Source organism: Dactylosporangium maewongense (assembly GCF_039531485.1).
GTDB lineage: Bacteria > Actinomycetota > Actinomycetes > Mycobacteriales > Micromonosporaceae > Dactylosporangium > Dactylosporangium maewongense.
In genome coordinates this window covers 68,919-85,278 of record NZ_BAAAQD010000005.1, presented here as the reverse complement: position 1 = coordinate 85,278, position 16,360 = coordinate 68,919, and the positions used below count along the sequence as shown (strand labels likewise).

Sequence of the window (16,360 nt, the reverse complement as noted above, 5' to 3'; positions counted from 1 at the left end):
GCGATGTTTGAGCGCGTCGCGGACCGGCAACCAAGACAGTACAAGCCCTCAGTCTCCGTACTGCCCTATCGACTGCGGAGGCGAGCGGCGCCACGAACGGTGGGTCCCGGCACACGACGCCGGGGCCCACCGTCGTTTCCGTCCCACCAGGCACGCGGTGTTCTGCCGTTCCTCTGCCGTTCCGCGGCACGTGGTCTTCTGCCGCTCCGCGGCGCGTGGCTTTCTGTCGTACCCGGCACGTAGGTTCATTCGTGCCCGATGCGTAGGCTCCGGGCGCCGGGTCGAGGAGGGTGCCGTGCTCCGTTTGGTGCTGGGTGCGCTGCGGGCGCGCACCGCGCAGGCGTGGACCGTGTTCGCGCTCGCGCTCCTGCTCGTCACCGCCGCGGCCGCCGGTCCCTGGTATGCGGCCGCCGCCGAGCGCCGCGCCGTCGCCGCCGACGTCGCGGTCGCGCCCGCCACCCAGCGCATGCTGTCGGTGCGCAGGCAGAGCGACACGGACGGCGACGCGACCGTCGCGCTCACCACGTTCCGCGCCGGTGTGGAGCGGCTCCTGACCGTCCGCGACGCCGCGCCCGTCCTCGGCATCGCCGTGTCCATGTCGTATGGCAGCGGCGGGGCGAGCGTCGTCGCCGCATACCGCGACGGCGCGTGCGAGCACATGCGCGTCGAGGGCAGCTGCCCGCAGGCGGCCGGTGAGACCGTCGTCAGCGGCGCCACCGCCGCGGCGTACAACCTCCGCATCGGCGACACGGTGCTGCTGAGCACCCAGCCCGGCGCGCCGCAGGAGCGGCTGCGCGTCGTCGGCCGCTACGAGCTCGCGGACCCCGCCGGCCTCTACTGGGCCAACCCGCTCTTCCGCCGCGACCGGTCCGTCGCCGCAGACCCGTTCTTCGTCGCCGCAGACACGTTCGCCAGCAGCCGGTTCGCCGACCCGACGTTCGACTACACGACGACCGTCCCGGCGCAGGCACTCGCCGGCGGCGACCTCGACGAGCGGCTGCGGCGCGCCGAATACACCCTGCGCTCCGGCGGCTACTACCTGGTCGCGCCGACCCAGGACCTGCTCGCCCGCATCGCCGCCGACCGGGCCGCGATCCGCCGCGGCGTGCTCACCGGCGTCCTGCAGGCGGTGATCCTGTGCTGGTTCGCGCTCGGGCTCGCCGGCCGCCACACCGCCGGTGACCGGCGCGGCGACGTCGCCCTGCTGAAGCTGCGCGGCAGCACCCGCCGCCGGACGCTGCGGCTGGCCGCCGGGCAGCACCTGGTGCCGCTGCTGGCCGCCGCACCCGCGGGATTCGGGCTGGGGCTGCTGCTGGGGCACGTTCTGGCAGGTGCCCCGCCGTCCGCGGAGACCGGCTCGGTGCTGCGCGCGGGCGGCGTCGCCGCCGGCCTGGCGCTGCTCGGGGGCGCCGCCGCCGTGCTCAGCGCCGAGCTGCCCGTGCTGCGGGCGCCGGTCGCGGCGCTGCTGCGCGAGGTGCCGGGCCGCCGGCGCGGCTGGCGGCGCGGCGCGGCCGACGCGGTGCTCGTGGTCCTCGCCGCCGTCGGCGCGTTCCAGCTGGGGCGCAACGGCTTCGCCGCCGCCGTCCCCGTGCTCGTCGCGGTGCTGCTCGCCGTGCCCCTCGCCCGGCTGCTCGGCGCCGCCGCCGACCGGGCCGGCGCGGGCGCGCTGCGCGGCGGGCGGCTGCGGCTCGGGCTCACCGCCGTGCAGGTCTCCCGCCGGCCCGGCGCCGACCGGGTCTTCGCGCTCGTCGCTGTCGCCGTCGCGGGCCTCACCGCCGCGACCGCCGCGCAGGTCTTCGGCGACACCGCCCGGGCCGACCGCAGCGGCCAGGAGCTCGGCGCCGACCGGGTGCTCACCGTGCAGGCCGCCAACCCGACCCTGCTGCTGCGGGCGGTCCGGGAGGCCGACCCGACCGGCCGGTATGCGATGGCCGCCGTCGTCGACGACACCAGCCGCCCCCGGATCCTCGCCGTGGACGCGTCCCGGCTCGCCGCCGTCGCCCGGTGGCGCACCGCGTATGGTCCGCTGCCGGCGCTCGCCGCACCGCCCGCCGGCTCCCCCGTGGCCGTGACCGCCGGACCGCTCGTCCTGCGCGCCCGCAACACCGGGGAGCGGCCGGCGGCGCTGGCCGTGCACCTCCAGGACACCGCGACCGGGGCACTGGGCACGGTCACGTTCGAGCCCGTCCCGGCCGGCGAGCACGAGGTCACCGCCGCCGTCGAAGGCTGCGCCGGGGGCTGCCGCGTCACCCGCCTCGACCTGGTCCGCGCGGCCGCCGGCGACGCGCTCACCGTCGAGGCGCTGCGGCAGGCGGACCGGGCCGTGTTCGACAGCGCCGCGCTCGGCGACCCCAGGCTGTGGCGGGCGGCGGCAAAGGGACCCGCGATGTCCGTCGTCGCCCGGCAGGGCACCCTGACGCTCGCGCAGGCGCCGGCGCCGTACCGGGGCGACAGCAGCGCCTACCCGATCGCCGCCGGCCTGCCGCTGCCCGTCGTCGTCGCCGGCGAGGCACCCGAGGCGTGGCGGCTCGGCGACCCGGCCGTCGACGTGTTCGGCAGCGGCGCCGTCCCGGTCCGCGTCGCCGGGACCACCGGCGTCCTGCCCGCCGCCGGCACCGCCGGCATCCTGCTCGACCTCGACGCCGCCCAGCGGCTCGGCACCGGCGGCACCGGCGGCCGCACCGAGGTGTGGCTCACCGCCGGCGCGCCCGCGTCGGTCGTCGCCGCCCTCACCACCGCCGGCCTCGTCGTCCTCGCCGACGACACCGTCACCGCCCGCGCCGACCGGCTGGCCGGCCAGGGCCCCGCCGTCGCCGCCCGGCTGCAGCTGGTCACCGCCGCGCTCGGCCTCCTCGCCGCCGCGACCGCGCTCGCCGTCGCGGTCGCCGTCGAACGGCGCCGGCGCCTCACCGAGCTGCGCGCCCTGCGCCGGCAGGGCCTGCCCGCCGGCGTCGCCGTCACCGCCGGCCGCGCGGGCTACGCCGCCGTCCTCCTCCTCGGCGCCGCCACCGGCCTGCTCGCCGCCGTCGCCGCCCGGCTCGCCACCGGCCCGCCCCGCCGCCCGTTCGTCGACGACTGGCAGGTCATGCCGGCGCCTTCCGCCCTGCCGCCGCCGGCCCTGGCCGCCGCTGCGGCGGTCGCCCTGTGCGTCCTCGGCCTGTCCTGGTGGCTGACCGCACTCCCGCTCACCCGCCACCTCAACGCCCCCGACACCGCCCAAGGCCCGTCCCGATGACACCACCGTCGCCACTCGCCCCCCACCCCCGCCGTGCACAACCGGCGCCCCTTCCACTGCCGGCGATGTCCGCGTCTGTCGCCGGCGCGCGGCAGGGTCGTCGGGTCGGTGCCATCGGCGCTGCCATCCGTGGCCGGCATCGACGTGGTGGTGGCTTCGACGGATGTGGTCGGCGCGGTTCGATGGTCGCCGATGCTGCGGGTTGTCCGCCGGTTCGGTGTTTGCCGCGGTCGATCGGGGTTTGCCGCGATGATGCCGTTGCCGCTGGGCAGGTCGCGTGCTCGCCTCGGGCGGTCGGCGACCTTCAGGCAGTTGGTGGCCCTCGCGTTGCCGGTGACCGTTGCGCTGTCGGTGGCTGGTGGCCGGTGGCGTCCGACGTCGTGTCCGCTGCGGTGGCGTCGGCGGTGTTCGCCGTTGTGGCGGCGTCCGTGGTCTTCTCCGCTGTGGTGGCGGTCGTGGGTTTCGTTGCCGTGGCGGCTGTTGTGGGGGTGGGTGGGGTCGGGTCGGTCTGGTGGGTGGCGGGGTTGCCGGTCGGTCGTCGGGTTGATGCGTGGCACGTTGATCGGGGTTGGTCGCGATGATGTCGTTGTTGCTTGGTATGTTGCGTGCCCGTCGGGGGCAGGCGGTCACGCTCGCGCTGCTGGCGATGTTCGCGGTCGCGGCGGCCGTTGCCGCGCCCGCCTACCTCCAGGCGGTCGACCGTGCCGTGGTGGCCGGGCAGGTGGCCACGGCCAGCCCCGCCGAGCTGTCGCTGACGGTCCAGGCCACCGTCAACGAGCAGCGGGAGCCCGGCGGGGTCTCGTTCGCGGACGTCGGTGGGGCGCTGGTCGCGGTGCCCGGGTTCACCCAGGTGTACGCGGAGGAGTTCGCCGCCATCGGCATCGAACCGGACCCTCGGGTGGCCTCGCGGCTGCTGTACCGGCAGGGTGCCTGCGCCCACCTGACGATCGTCACCGGCCGGTGCCTCGCCGCGGCGGGTGAGGTCGTCGTGGGGGAGCAGACCGCCCAGCGGCTGCACCTCGCCGCCGGTGACCTGATCACCCTCACGTACGCGGTGATCAGCACCGACCCGACCCGGCCCATCTACGTCGCGGACGGCGACGCCACGCCGCTGACCGTCGCCGGGACGTACCGCACGCCCGAGCCCGACGGGCAGTACTGGGGCGCCCACGGGTACTTCCGGCTCGACCACACCGCCCGCCCCGGCGAGCCGGTCTTCACCGGAGCCGAGACGATCCGCACCATGTCGCACGGGCCCAGCGACGTCTCCATCGACGCGACCGCCATCCCCGGCACGATCACCGAGGCGAGGCTGCCCGCCCTGCGCCGCGACCTCGCCGGGCTCGACGCCCGCGGGGAGAACCTCGGCCGGGCGCTCACCCTCACCACCGCGATCCCGCAGCTGCTCGACCGGATCGACCGCAGCCGCGACCTCGCCCGCCGCAGCATTCCCGTCGGTGCGGCGCCGCTGCTGCTGCTCGCGTACGCCGTCATCTTCATCGCCGCCGGGTACGGCACCGAAGGCCGGCGACCCGAGCTCGCCGTCATCGCGCTGCGCGGCGCCCGCTGGTGGACGCGGTGGTGGCTGACCAGCGGTGAGAGCCTTGCCGCGCTCCTCGCCGGTGGGGTCGCCGGTTGCGTCGCCGGGCAGCTGCTCGTCGCCGCCGTCGTCGCGTGGCGGTTCCCCGGCGTCGACCCGCCGGTCCTCGGGCTCGACGCGCTGCGGTGGGCGCCGTGGGCGCTGCTCGGCGCGGTCGTGGCGATGCTGGCCGCCCAGCGCCGGCACCTCGTCAGCGGCGTCGCGGACCTGATGCGGCGGGTCCGGGCGCAGCTGACCGGGTGGCGGCTCGTCACCGCCGAGATCGTCGTCGGGCTGCTCGCCGTGACCGCCACCGCGCAGCTGTTCCTCACCGGCGGCTCGCTGTCCGGGGTCGCCCTCGCCGCGCCCGCGCTCGTGATCATCGCGCTGGCGGTCGGTGCCGCCCGTGGCGTCGTCCCGCTCGCACGGGTCGCCGGTGACCGGGCGTTGCGCAGGGGCCGGCTCGGTGCCGCGCTCGCCGCGTTTCAGCTGGCCCGCCGCCCGGGCGCGCAGCGGCTGCTCCTGCTGCTCGTCGCGGCCGTCGGCGTGCTCGGCTACGCGGTCACCGCCGCCGACGTCGCCGCCCGCGATCGGGACCTTGCCGCGCAGATCGGCACCGGCGCGCCCCGCGTGCTCAGCGTCGCCCCGCTCACCCGCCAGCAGCTGCTGCACGCCGTCCGCGCCGCGGACCCGGCCGGTGACTACGCGATGGCCGTCGCCGAGCTGCCCGCCGGCGGCCCGGGGGAGGCACCGAAGCTCGCCGTCGACGCGACCCGCCTCGCGACCGTCGCCACCTGGCGCGACGAGTACGGCGACCTCGACGCGGCCGGTGCCGGCCGGCTGCTGCGGCCCGCCGCCCCGGCACCCGTCGTCGTCGCCGGGCAGGACGTGTCCGTCGACGTCACCGTCAAGGGCGCCGACGCGGCGAAACCGGTCGGCTTCAGCGTCGTGCTGTCGTCGGTCACCGGCCACGGCACCGCCGTCGTCGGTTTCGGGGTGCTGCACGACGGCCCGTACACCTTCCAGCAACGCTCGGCCGTCTGCGTCGACGGGTGCCGGGTCGCGGGCCTGCACCTCACCCCCGACACGACCGCCACCGGCGTGAAGCTCACCGTCGTGCTGCGCGCCATCGGCAGCATCAACCCGGTCGCCGTCGCCGCGGGCCGGGCCGACCTCGCCGACCCGTCCCGCTGGCGCTCCGACGGTGCCACGCTCACCGCCGCGCCCGACGGGCTCCGGGTCACCCTCGACGCGCCCGAGGGCCTGCCGCACGGCGCCTGGGTGCAGGCCGCCGACGTCCCCGCGCCGCTGCCCGTGGTGACGACCGCCGCCCTGCCCGACGGCACCGGCGTCGCGGGCCTCGACGGCCTGCCCGTCCAGGTGCGTGCCGCCGCCCGCCTCACCGCCGTGCCGCGGCTGGGCACGCGGGGGACGCTGGTCGACCTCGAGTACGCGGACCGCGCCGCAACCGACGCCGGCGAGGCGAAACGCCCCGAGGTGTGGCTCGGCGCCGCCGCCCCGCCCGACGCCGTCGCCCGGCTCACCGCGCAGGGGCTCGTCGTCACCGGCGACAACGGCGTCTCCGCGGCCCAGGCGCGGCTCGCCGCGCAGGGTCCCGCGCTCGCCGTCTGGTTCCACGTGCTGGCCGGCATCCTGGCCGTCATCCTCGGCGCCGGCGGCCTCGCCCTCGTCATCGCAGTCGACCGCCGCGAACGCCTCGCCGACCTCGCCGCCCTGCGCGCCCAGGGCCTGAGCCGGAGGGCGGCCGCGCGGACCCAGCTGTGGACGTACCCGGTGCTGGTCGCCACCTCCGGCGTCCTCGGCCTGGCCACCGCCCTCATCGCGTGGCGGCTGACGGGCTGGGCGCTGCCCGTGTTCGGGGAGGACATGCCGGGCTTACCCCTGCCGCACTGGCCGGGCCTCGTCCTCGTCCCGTCGACGTGGCTGCTCGCGGTGGCGCTGCTGACGACGGTCGCCGTCACCGCCGCCCGCCCCCGGCCCGCCGCACCCACGGTCGCCGCGTCCCGCCCCTGACCGCCCTCTGCGCGGTCCGGGCCGCCCGCCCGCGGCCGCGTGCGTTGCCGGCTTGTCCGCGTCATGGGATGGAGTGTGCTGCCAGGACAGGCCCCGGTGGCTGGTGTGTCGATTGATGGTCGCGCGCGTCGCAGGGTGGCCCGGTCCGCATTGTTGAGGCGGAGTGCGGTGTCAGGGCGGGTTGCCGTGGCGGGTTGCCGGATGGTCCGCGCTGTGGGGTGGAGCGTGGTGGTGGGCGGGTTGCCACGGCCGGTGTGTTGGTTGATGGTCGCGCGCTTCGTCGGATGTGGTGGTAGGGCTGGTCGCTGGTCGCCGAGTGCTGGGTGCCGATCGCTTGCGTCGCCGGGTGGTCCGCATTGTGGGGTGGAGTGTGGTGTCAGGCGGGCTGCTATGGGTGGTTGCTGATCGCTGGCGTCGCCGGGTGGTCCGTGTTGTGGGGTGAGGTGCCAGGGGCGGTTGTCGTGGCCAGGTGTGTCGGTGGTGGTCGCGTGCATTGATGGGCCGCCGTGCCGGGGCGGGTTGGTGGCGCGGCGGCGTATCGGCGAAGATCCCTGCATGCGGAGTCGGGTGGGCATCCTGCTGGCGGTCGTGTCCGGCCTGTTCTCGGTCCTCCTCGCCGTCGCCGTCAACGTGGCGACCGGTGGCACCCTGCCGGCACCGATCGACGCGGTGGCCTGGCTGGCGTGGCCGGCCGTCGGGGTGCTCGGGGTCGCCGGGGCGGGTCTGGCGTTCTGGCAGCAGTCGGCCCAGACGCCGCCGCCACCGCCGTTGCCGGCGCCGCCGGTCCCGGTGCCCGACCCGGTCCCGGCCGAGCTGCCCGCGGCGACCCCGCTCTTCGGGCGTGACGCCGAGGTCGCCGAGATCGTGCGGGTCCTGAGCGGCGGGTCGGCGGTCGTGACGCTCGCCGCCGCGCCGGGCACCGGCAAGACGTCGCTGGCGCTCGGGGCGGCGCACGCGCTGCGGCCGAGCTTCCCGGACGGGCAGCTGTTCGCGACGCTGCGCGGTGCGTCGGCGGAGCCGGTCGCGCCCGAGGCGGTCCTCGGCCGGTTCCTGGCCGCGCTCGGCGTGCCCGAGGACGAGCGGCGCGGCGGGGTGGAGGAGCTCGCCGCGCGGTTCAGGTCCGCGGTGGCCGACCGGGCGGTGCTGGTCCTGCTCGACGACGCCCGCGACTCCGCCCACGTCGCCGCGCTCCTGCCCGGCGGTGCGCGGTGCGCGACGATCGTCACCAGCCGGCGGCAGCTGACCGGGGTCGCCAACGCGCACTCCGTGCCCCTTGCCGCGCTGCCCGAGGACGCGGCGATCGAGCTGCTCGCACGGGTCGCCGGCGCCGACACCGTCCACAGCGACCCCGAAGGCGCGCGGGCCCTCGTCGAGGCGTGCGCCGGGCTGCCCCTCGCGGTCCTCATCGTCGCCGGCCGGCTCCGGGCACGTCCACAGTGGACGCCGTCGGCGCTGGCCGAGCGGCTCGCCGGGGAGCACCGCCGGCTCGACGAGCTCCGCCAGGGCGACCTCGCCGTCCGGTCGACGTTCCAGGCCGCGTACGCCGAACTGTCCGAAGTGGACCGTCTGGTGTTCCGCCGGGCCGGATCGCACCCGGGGCAGGTGTTCACCCTCGAGGCGGCGGCCGCCCGGGCGGGCGTCGACGTGCCGCGGGCGGAGGCGTCGCTGGAGCGGCTCGTCGACGCGTTCCTCGTCGAGTCGCCCGGGCCCGAACGGTTTCACCTGCACGACCTGCTGCGCCTGTTCGCCACCGAGACCCTGACCGGCGACGAGCACGCGGACGCGTCGGAGCGGCTGCTGCGGTGGCTGGCGACCGGCCGGTCCGCGGCGGACAGCGCGAGCCTCCCCGCGGTCCTCGCCGAGGGGGTCGGCACCGGCCGGCACGGCGCCGTCAGTGCGCTGGTCGACGTCGTACACCAGGAGATCATCGACCCGTTCGACCGGCTCGCCGTGTGGACCGCCGCCGCGGACGCCGCCGGTGACCCGGTGGCCCGGGCCCGGGCGCTGCGCGGGGTGTCGCACGCGTGGGCGACCGCGGGAGAGGTGCAGCGGGCGCTGCCACCCGCCGACGAAGCCCTGGCACTGGCCGCCGGCGACCAGCGGGAGACCGCACAGGCCTTCCGCCGGCGCGGCGAGGCGCTGCGCGACCTGCACCGCTTCGCCGAGTCGGAGGCGGCGCTGCTGCAGTCCCTGGACCTGTTCGTCGAGCTGGGCCGCGTCGAGGATGAGGTCGAGGTGCGAACGGCGCTCGGCACCCTGTACAACAACTTCCGCCGCCACGACCTGAGCCTGCCGATGATGGAACGCGCCCGCGAACTGCTTCCCCCGGGTGAGTCGGTCCAGGGCGGCTGGGTGCGGCTGGCGCTCGGCCTCGCCTACCGGTTCGCCGGGCGCCGCGAGGAGGCCGACGCGATCACCGCCGAGGTCCCCGGCATCGCCACCCGCGCCGGCGACGACTACCTCCTGGCGTACTACCACCAGGAGGTCGCGTGGGCCGCCGAGCAGAACGACCGCCTGGACGACGCCGAACGCCACTTCGAGCAGATGCGCGTCCTCGCCGAACGCGTCGGCAACGGTGCCGCGGTCGCGGGCGCGCTGCAGGGCCTCGCCCAGGTCGCCGAGCGACGCGACCAGCTCGACACCGCCGTCGCCCGATACCGGGAGAGCGCCGACCGGTACCACCGCCTCGGCGACCGGATCCGCGAGGGCGAGGCGCGGCTCAGGGCCGCCGCCGTCCTCAACGCGCAGGGCCTGGTCGACGACGCCGTCCGCGAACGCGCCACCGCTGACGCCCTGATCGGCGACATCGACTTCCCGTGGGGCGAGGGCCTGCTGTCCCGCCTGCCGTGACCCGTTCTCAGCCGCCCGTGTGCCGTGCGACGGCGAACGGCGCCGCCGTCCGCGAGGGCGCTCAGCCGTTCGCGTGCTGTGTGACGGCGTCCGCGAGGGCGCTCAGCCGTCCGCGTGCTGTGTGACGGCGTCCGCGAGGGCGTTCAGCCGTCCGCGTGCTGTGTGACGGCGAACGGCGCCGCGCCAGCGAGGGCGACCGCCGCCCGGAACCCGTCCGGAGCGACGAGGTCCGCGATCCGGAACGGCCCGTCGTGGTCGACCACCACCGGGGCGGGCCCGGCGACCGGCGTGGCCAGTCCCCGGGTCAGCCGCGCGCCGGCCGCCTTGACGAGGGACTCCTTGCGGGCCCACAGCTCGGCGAAGCGTTCGTGCCCGTCGGCGCCCGTCACCAGGGCGGCCTCCGCGGGCGGGTAGAAGCGCCGGGCCATCGCGGCGCAGTCGAGGGCCGGCACGACCCGCTGCAGGTCGACCCCGACGGGGCGGTGCGGCGACACGGCGACCATGACGAGGTCGCCGGAGTGCGACAGGTTGACCTCGACGCCGGTGTACGGGCCGCTCAGCGACGGCTTGCCGTTGGGGTTGTGGGACCAGCGCAGCTCGGACGGCGGGGCGTCCAGGACCGCGCCGACGAGACGACGGGTGACGGCGTGCGCGACGATGAACCGGCGGCGGTCGATGGCGTGCACGATCGACGCGTGGCGGCGCCGCTCGTCGGGGTCGAGCAGCGCGAGCATGGCCGGCAGCGCCGACTCCGGCACCCGCGCGTCGGCCAGCCAGACGTCGACGGCGTCCACGATCGGGGCGGGTCAGACCGAGGCGAGGAAGCCGGCGAAGCGCCGTACACCCTCGTCGACCTGCGCCGGTTCGAGGGCGCTGCACGACAGCCGGATCGCGTGGCTGCCGCCGTCGCCCAGGTAGAAGAAGCGCATCGGGGTCCACAGCACGCCGTGCTCGCGGGCCGAGACCTCCAGCAGTTCCTCGGAGGCGTCCACCGGCACGTCGACGACGACGAAGAAGCCGCCGCTCGGGCTGTTCCAGCGCACGGGCCCACCGCTGAAGTGCCGCTCCAGCGCGGCGAGGAGGGTCCGCAGGTTCTGCCGGTAGAACTGGATCTTCGCCTGGTTGGCGCCGCGGAGGCTGAAGCCGCTGTCCAGCAGCATGCCGCCGACGACGGCCTGGGAGAGGGCGGAGGTGTTGACGGTGAGCATGCTCTTCACCGTCGACAGCTCCTCGGCGAGGACGGTGCGGCGCCCGGCGGCGTCGACGACCGGCTGGTCCGCGACGAGGAACCCGACCCGCACGCCCGGGAAGTACGACTTGGCGAACGAGCCGAGGTAGATGACCCGCTGGTCGGTGTCCAGCGACTTCAGCGTGGGCCGGGGCTCGTCGTCGAGGCCGAAGAGGCCGTACGGGTCGTCCTCCAGGATCAGCAGGTCGGCCTCGGCGGCGACGTCGAGCAGCGCCCGGCGGGTCGCCACCGGCAGCGACACACCCGACGGGTTGGCGAAGTTCGGCACCAGGTACAGGGCCTTCGGGGTGCGGCCGCCGGCCCGTACCGCCGCGGCGACCTCGCGGACCGTCGACGGTCGCAGCCCGTCGGGCGACTCCGGCACCGGCACCACGTCGATGCCGAGGATCCGGGCGGCGCCGGTGAAGCCGACGTAGCAGGGCTCGGCGGCGAGCACGACGTCGCCGGGGCCCGCACACAGGCCGCGCAGCGCGATGACCATCGCCTCCTGGCATCCGGCGGTCACCATGACGGCCTCGTCCGGGACCCGGATGTCCTCGTCGACGTCGAGCATGCGGGCGATGAGACCGCCGATGTGGCCGTTGGTCCGCCCGTACATGGTGAGCAGCACCCTGCTCTGCACGTCGCTGATGCCGCTCTCGCGCAGGTGCGTCAGGTACGCCTGCAGGTGCTTGTCGACGTCGGCGGCGGAGTGGAACTCGTCGAACGGGCGGCCCGCGGCGAGCGAGATCGCGTCGGGGAACCGGCCGGCGACCTCGTTGAGGAAGTTCATCGAGGTGGACACCGGGTCGGAGACCGACACGTGCAACGCCTCGCGGGACAGCTCCACCATCTACAGTTCGCCTCCAGGTCGGGCCCGCAGCACCGACCGGTCCAGGTCGGCGAGGCGCGGGCGGCCGGCGAGCGCCATCGCGTGCGCCAGCTCATCGGTCGTCGTGCGCAGCAGTCCTTCGACCCCGTCGGCGCCGCCGGCCGCGAGCCCCCACAGCGGCGGCCGGCCGAGCAGCACCATGCGGGCGCCGAGCGCGAGCGCGACGAGCGCGTCGGTGCCGCGGCGGACCCCGCCGTCGAACAGCACCGGGATCGCGCCGGCGACCGCGTCGACGACCTCGGGCAGCGCCTCGAGGCTGGCGACGGCGCCGTCGAGCTGGCGGCCGCCGTGGTTGGACACCACGACCCCGTCCGCGCCGTGCTCGACGGCCAGGGCCGCGTCCTCCGCGGTCAGGATGCCCTTGAGCACGATCGGCAGCCTGGTCTGCGACCGCAGCCAGGCCAGGTCGGCCCAGGTGACGGCGGCGTCGAAGGACTGGGCGGCGTGGTCGGCGATCGCGGAGTGGCCGACGTCGCTGTGGTGGGTGAGCGCCATGACCGCCGCGTCGATGTTGACGGCGGCGACGTCACCGCCGATCGCGAACCCGTTGCGCATGTCGCGCCAGCGCCGGCCGATGCGGGGCGCGTCGACGGTGAGCACCAGCGCCGTGTAGCCGGCGTCCTCGGCCCGCCGGATCAGGCCCGTCATCACCTCGCGGCGGCGGAACCAGTACAGGTGCAGCCACAGCCGACCGTCGGACGCCGCCGCGATGTCCTCGAGGGACCTGCTGGCGAAGACGCTCACCACGAACAGCGCGCCCACGGCGCTCGCACCCCGCGCCGTGGCGACCTCGCCCTCGGGGTTGACGAGCCGGTGATACGCGGTGGGCCCGACGCCGATCGGGGTCCGGTGGCCGGCGCCGAACAGCGACACGGCGGTGTCGACTGTGGACACGTCGGTCATGACCCGGGGCCGCAGCCGCAGCCGGTCGAACGCGCTGACGTTGGCGCGCAGGGTGCGCTCGGACTCGGCGCCGCCCTCGATGAAGTCCCACACGTCCGCGTCGACGAGCTCCCGGGCGAGGTGCTGATAGTCGGAGGCGGTCAAGACCGGCCCGGTCTTCGATCGTGTCACCGGCGCTCCATAGGCGGTAGCCTATCGGAACCACGCCACGACCGACAGGAGCCGAAAGGCTTGCATGGGCACCGACAGCATGCTGACCGCCGAAGTTTCCGACCCGTTCTGCCTCGCCGCCGGGGAGGCCACCGCGCTCCTCGCGGGGCACCCGTGGCACCGGTTCGCGATCCTCGGTGACAGCGTCGCGGAGGGCCTCATCGACCCCGTCGACGGCTACCATCCCCTCGCGTTCCCCGACCGGGTGCGGGCGGAGCTGCTGCACGAGCGCCCCGGCCTCGCGTCCCTGAACCTGGGCCGGCGCAACCTGCGCGCCGCCGAGGTCCTCGACACCCAGCTCGGCCCGGCGCTGGAGTTCCGGCCGGACCTGGCGCTGGTCATCTGCGGCGCCAACGACGCGATGCGCCCCGGCTACGAGTCGCGCGCCGACGCCGTCGACACGACGCTGACCGCGATCGTCCGCCCGCTGCAGGACGCCGGCGCCCAGGTCATGACCGTGTCGTTGTTCGTGATGCCGCAGTACCCGTCGATGCCGGCGTGGCTCGGCCCCGCGTTCTCCCGCAGGATGACGCTGCTGGGCCGCCGCACCGCCGCGCTCGCCGCGACGCTCGGCACCATCCACGTCGACCTCGCCACGCACCCGGCGATCGCCCTCGGTGAGGTCCTCACCGGCGCGGACGGGTTGCACGGCAACGGTCGCAGCCACGCCATCGCCGCGGCGGAGATGATCCGCCGCCTGTCCCGTGAGATCCAGGGAGCGTAGAGATGCCACTCGACCCGCAGCTGCAGGCGATGCGTGACCGGCGCGAGCGCGACGGCGCCACACCGCTGTACAAGATGACCCTCGAGGACGCGCGCGCCGACGACCTCGCGTCCATCAAGGCCGGCGGCGGCGACCCAGAGCCCGTCCACGAGGTCACCGACCACTGGATCGACGGGCCCGGCGGCCGGATGCAGGTCCGCGTGTACCGGCCGTCCGCCGACCGCCCGCTGCCCGTCCTGATGTACTTCTACGGCGGCGGCTGGGTCCTCGGCACGATCGACACCGCCGACGGGATCAGCCGCACCCTGGCCAACAGCGCCGGCTGCCTGGTCGTGGTCCCCGAATACCGGCTCGCGCCCGAGCACCCGTTCCCGGCGGCGATCGAGGACTGCTGGGCCGCCGTGCAGTGGGTCGCCGGCAACGCCGAGACGCTCGGCGCGGACCCGGCCCGGATCGCGGTCGGTGGCGACAGCGCCGGCGGCAACCTGGCCGCGGCGGCGACCCTCATCGCGCAGGAGGCCGGCGACCTCACCCTCGCCGGGCAGCTGCTCGTCTACCCGAACACCGACCAGCTCGCCGACGACGACTCCATGCGGGACAACGCCGACCCGTACCAGTTCAACCACCACTCCGTCGCCTGGTACCGCAAGCACTACCTCATCGACGCCGACGACGCCGAGAACCCGCTCGCGTCGCCGCTGCGGGCCGAGACACTGAAGGGCCTGCCGCCCGCGCTCGTCATCACCGCCGAGTTCGACCCCCTGCGCGACCAGGGCGAGCGCTACGCGAAGCGGCTCGCCGACGACGCGGTCCCCGTCACGCTCGCACGCTACGACGGCATGTCCCACGGCTTCTTCACGATGGCCGGCGTCGTCGACGGCGCCCGCGTCGCGCTGGCCCAGGCCGCCGCGCAGCTGAGGGCGTGGTTCGGATCCTGACGACCCTGTCCCGCAACGTCACCGGCGTCTGGGGCGCCGAGGGCGAGCGCTGGCTCGCCGGCCTGCCCGCCCTGCTCGACGGCCTCGCCGCCGACTGGGACCTCGTCCTCGAAGCCCCCTACGACCTCACGTTCCATTACGTCGCGCCGGTACGGCAGGCCGACGGCACGCCCGCCGTTCTGAAGGTCGGCTTCGAGCTGGAGGTCGAGGCGGCCGCCCTGAGGGCGTTCGACGGCCGCGGCGCCGTCCGGCCGCTGCGGTTCGACGCGACCCGGGGCGCCATACTGCTGGAGCAGGTGACCCCCGGCCACCGCCTCCGCGACCTGGTCCCCGCCGACGACCCCGCGGCGATGGCCGTCCTCGCGGACCTGATGCGGCAGCTGCACGTCCCGCCGCCGGCGTCGCACGGCCTGCCGCCGGTGCTGTCGCAGGTGGGTGCCCTGGACCGGCACCGCGGCCCGGTCCCCGCCGGCCTCGTCTCACAGGCCGCGGCCCTCATGCGCTCCCTGTGCGCGTCGGCGTCCCGGGAGGCGGTCCTGCACGGCGACCTGCACCACGACAACGTCCTCGCCGGCACCCGCGCCCCCTGGCTGGCGATCGACCCGCACGGCCTGGTCGGCGACCCCGGCTACGAGGTCGGCTCGATCCTGTTCAACCCGCACCCCGACGACCGCGACCCGGCCCTGACCGCCCTCGTCCCGGCCCGCCTGCGCCAGCTGTCGGCGGCGCTCGGCGAACCCGAGGACCGCCTGGCCGCGTGGGGCTTCGTCAAGGCCGTCCTGTCCTCGGTCTGGACCGCCGACACGGGCGGCCCGCTGACCCGCGCCCTCGACGTCGCCCACCTCCTGCGCCCCACCTGACCTGCGCTTTGGCCCGCAGGCTCAGCGGCAGGTACAGTGCGTCATTGCCTGGTGACGACCTTAGAGATCAATTAGGTAGCCTCAGGTACGGTGGAGTGAAGCGGCCAGCCCGACACCAGGACCCGCCTATCGAGCCCTGTACGGGCGGCCGACCCGACGACGACACCTGCCCCGAACCTCAGCTGCCGCCAGCGTCCGCGCGTGTGACGCACCAACCCGCGGTCGCGCGCGTGTGCCACACCAATCCACGGTCGCGTCCGCGTGGCGCACCGGCCGTGCGTGTGTGGTGCGCGTGGTGCGACGACACGGTGCCACGCTCCCACGTGGCGTGCGTCCCTGGCCGACAGCGGCCGTTGCCTGGGTGGCGGCTCGGGTGCGGCCGGCGACGTTGCGCAAGTGGGAGCGCCGCACGCCTGGGTGGCCGCGCGCCTGGGTGGCCGCGTGCCGGGGTGGCCGCACGTGGCGCAACGACGCTCGGGTGGCGTGCCGCCGGCACAACGGCACGTTGCCGCACGCTAGCGAGGCGCGTTGCCGGCCGGCAGCGGTCGTGCCTGGGTGGCGCACGTGCCGCGACCACATGGGGCTGTGCGCGTGCGGCGCAGCGCAAGCGTCGCGATGGGGCTGTGCGCGTGCGGCGCAGCGCAAGCGTCGCGTACGCGCGGTGGAAGCACGATGTGGCCCGGGACGACGCGCCACATCGTTCGAGGCAGGACGGTCGCGGCGACCGGCGTCGCCGAATGGGCATGGTCAGGTTCTGGAGGTTCGCTGAAGGCCGGCGTGTCCGGCTGCGGCTGTGCATGCGCGGCGGGCGACGTCGGCCGGTGGCAGCGCGCGGTCTTAGCCGAAGGCCACCGCGTACTGCCTCAGGCGGTAGGTGTCGCGCCCGTGTGACGCGAGACCGGCTGTC

General features: G+C 75.7%; 9 protein-coding genes. 6 read left to right on the top strand and 3 right to left on the bottom strand.

The genetic code is table 11. From position 1 onward, the window contains the following. Nucleotides 1–295: 295 nt before the first annotated feature. The 3 genes from ABD332_RS14635 (at nt 296) to ABD332_RS14625 (ending at nt 9,698) form a co-directional block, all read left to right on the top strand. Entirely contained in the window at nt 296–3,235 is a 2,940-nt protein-coding gene (locus ABD332_RS14635; protein WP_344502416.1) for an FtsX-like permease family protein, read from the top strand. Nucleotides 3,236–3,833: 598 nt separating this feature from the next. Beyond that, nucleotides 3,834–6,848 (top strand): FtsX-like permease family protein, encoded by a 3,015-nt coding sequence (locus tag ABD332_RS14630; protein WP_344502415.1) that lies wholly within the window; start codon nt 3,834–3,836, stop codon nt 6,846–6,848. 555 nt (nt 6,849–7,403) lie between these two features. Next, nucleotides 7,404–9,698: an ATP-binding protein gene (locus ABD332_RS14625; RefSeq protein ID WP_344502414.1), complete on the top strand. Its 2,295-nt coding sequence runs from the start codon at nt 7,404–7,406 to the stop codon at nt 9,696–9,698. A 143-nt stretch (nt 9,699–9,841) separates the two neighbouring features. Here ABD332_RS14625 and ABD332_RS14620 read toward each other — a convergent pair whose 3' ends face one another. Genes ABD332_RS14620 through ABD332_RS14610 form a run of 3 tightly spaced genes read right to left on the bottom strand, consistent with a single transcriptional unit; the run spans nt 9,842 to nt 12,892 of the window. Then, entirely contained in the window at nt 9,842–10,492 is a 651-nt protein-coding gene (locus tag ABD332_RS14620; protein WP_344502413.1) for a 4'-phosphopantetheinyl transferase family protein, read from the bottom strand. 12 nt (nt 10,493–10,504) lie between these two features. Next, nucleotides 10,505–11,779 (bottom strand): aminotransferase-like domain-containing protein, encoded by a 1,275-nt coding sequence (locus tag ABD332_RS14615; protein WP_344502412.1) that lies wholly within the window; start codon nt 11,777–11,779, stop codon nt 10,505–10,507. Continuing rightward, nucleotides 11,780–12,892: an alpha-hydroxy acid oxidase gene (locus ABD332_RS14610; protein WP_344502411.1), complete on the bottom strand. Its 1,113-nt coding sequence runs from the start codon at nt 12,890–12,892 to the stop codon at nt 11,780–11,782. A 64-nt stretch (nt 12,893–12,956) separates the two neighbouring features. Between ABD332_RS14610 and ABD332_RS14605 the strand changes: the two genes are divergently transcribed. From ABD332_RS14605 to ABD332_RS14595, 3 genes are read left to right on the top strand one after another with little or no spacing between them, the layout of a single operon-like run. Beyond that, nucleotides 12,957–13,655: an SGNH/GDSL hydrolase family protein gene (locus tag ABD332_RS14605; RefSeq protein WP_344502410.1), complete on the top strand. Its 699-nt coding sequence runs from the start codon at nt 12,957–12,959 to the stop codon at nt 13,653–13,655. Nucleotides 13,656–13,657: 2 nt separating this feature from the next. Continuing rightward, nucleotides 13,658–14,593: an alpha/beta hydrolase gene (locus ABD332_RS14600; protein ID WP_344502409.1), complete on the top strand. Its 936-nt coding sequence runs from the start codon at nt 13,658–13,660 to the stop codon at nt 14,591–14,593. Beyond that, nucleotides 14,578–15,453, top strand: a complete 876-nt coding sequence (locus ABD332_RS14595) for an aminoglycoside phosphotransferase family protein (RefSeq protein WP_344502408.1) — start codon at nt 14,578–14,580, stop codon at nt 15,451–15,453. Before ABD332_RS14600 ends, ABD332_RS14595 begins: the two co-directional genes overlap by 16 nt. The last annotated feature ends 907 nt before the right edge of the window (nt 15,454–16,360 follow it).

Coding starts and splice junctions, on each gene's coding strand:
- ABD332_RS14615 (WP_344502412.1), bottom strand. CDS start 11,779: ATGGTGGAGCTGTCCCGCGAGGCGTTGCACGTGTCGGTCTCCGACCCG.
- ABD332_RS14625 (WP_344502414.1), top strand. CDS start 7,404: ATGCGGAGTCGGGTGGGCATCCTGCTGGCGGTCGTGTCCGGCCTGTTC.
- ABD332_RS14600 (WP_344502409.1), top strand. CDS start 13,658: ATGCCACTCGACCCGCAGCTGCAGGCGATGCGTGACCGGCGCGAGCGC.
- ABD332_RS14605 (WP_344502410.1), top strand. CDS start 12,957: ATGGGCACCGACAGCATGCTGACCGCCGAAGTTTCCGACCCGTTCTGC.
- ABD332_RS14630 (WP_344502415.1), top strand. CDS start 3,834: ATGTTGCGTGCCCGTCGGGGGCAGGCGGTCACGCTCGCGCTGCTGGCG.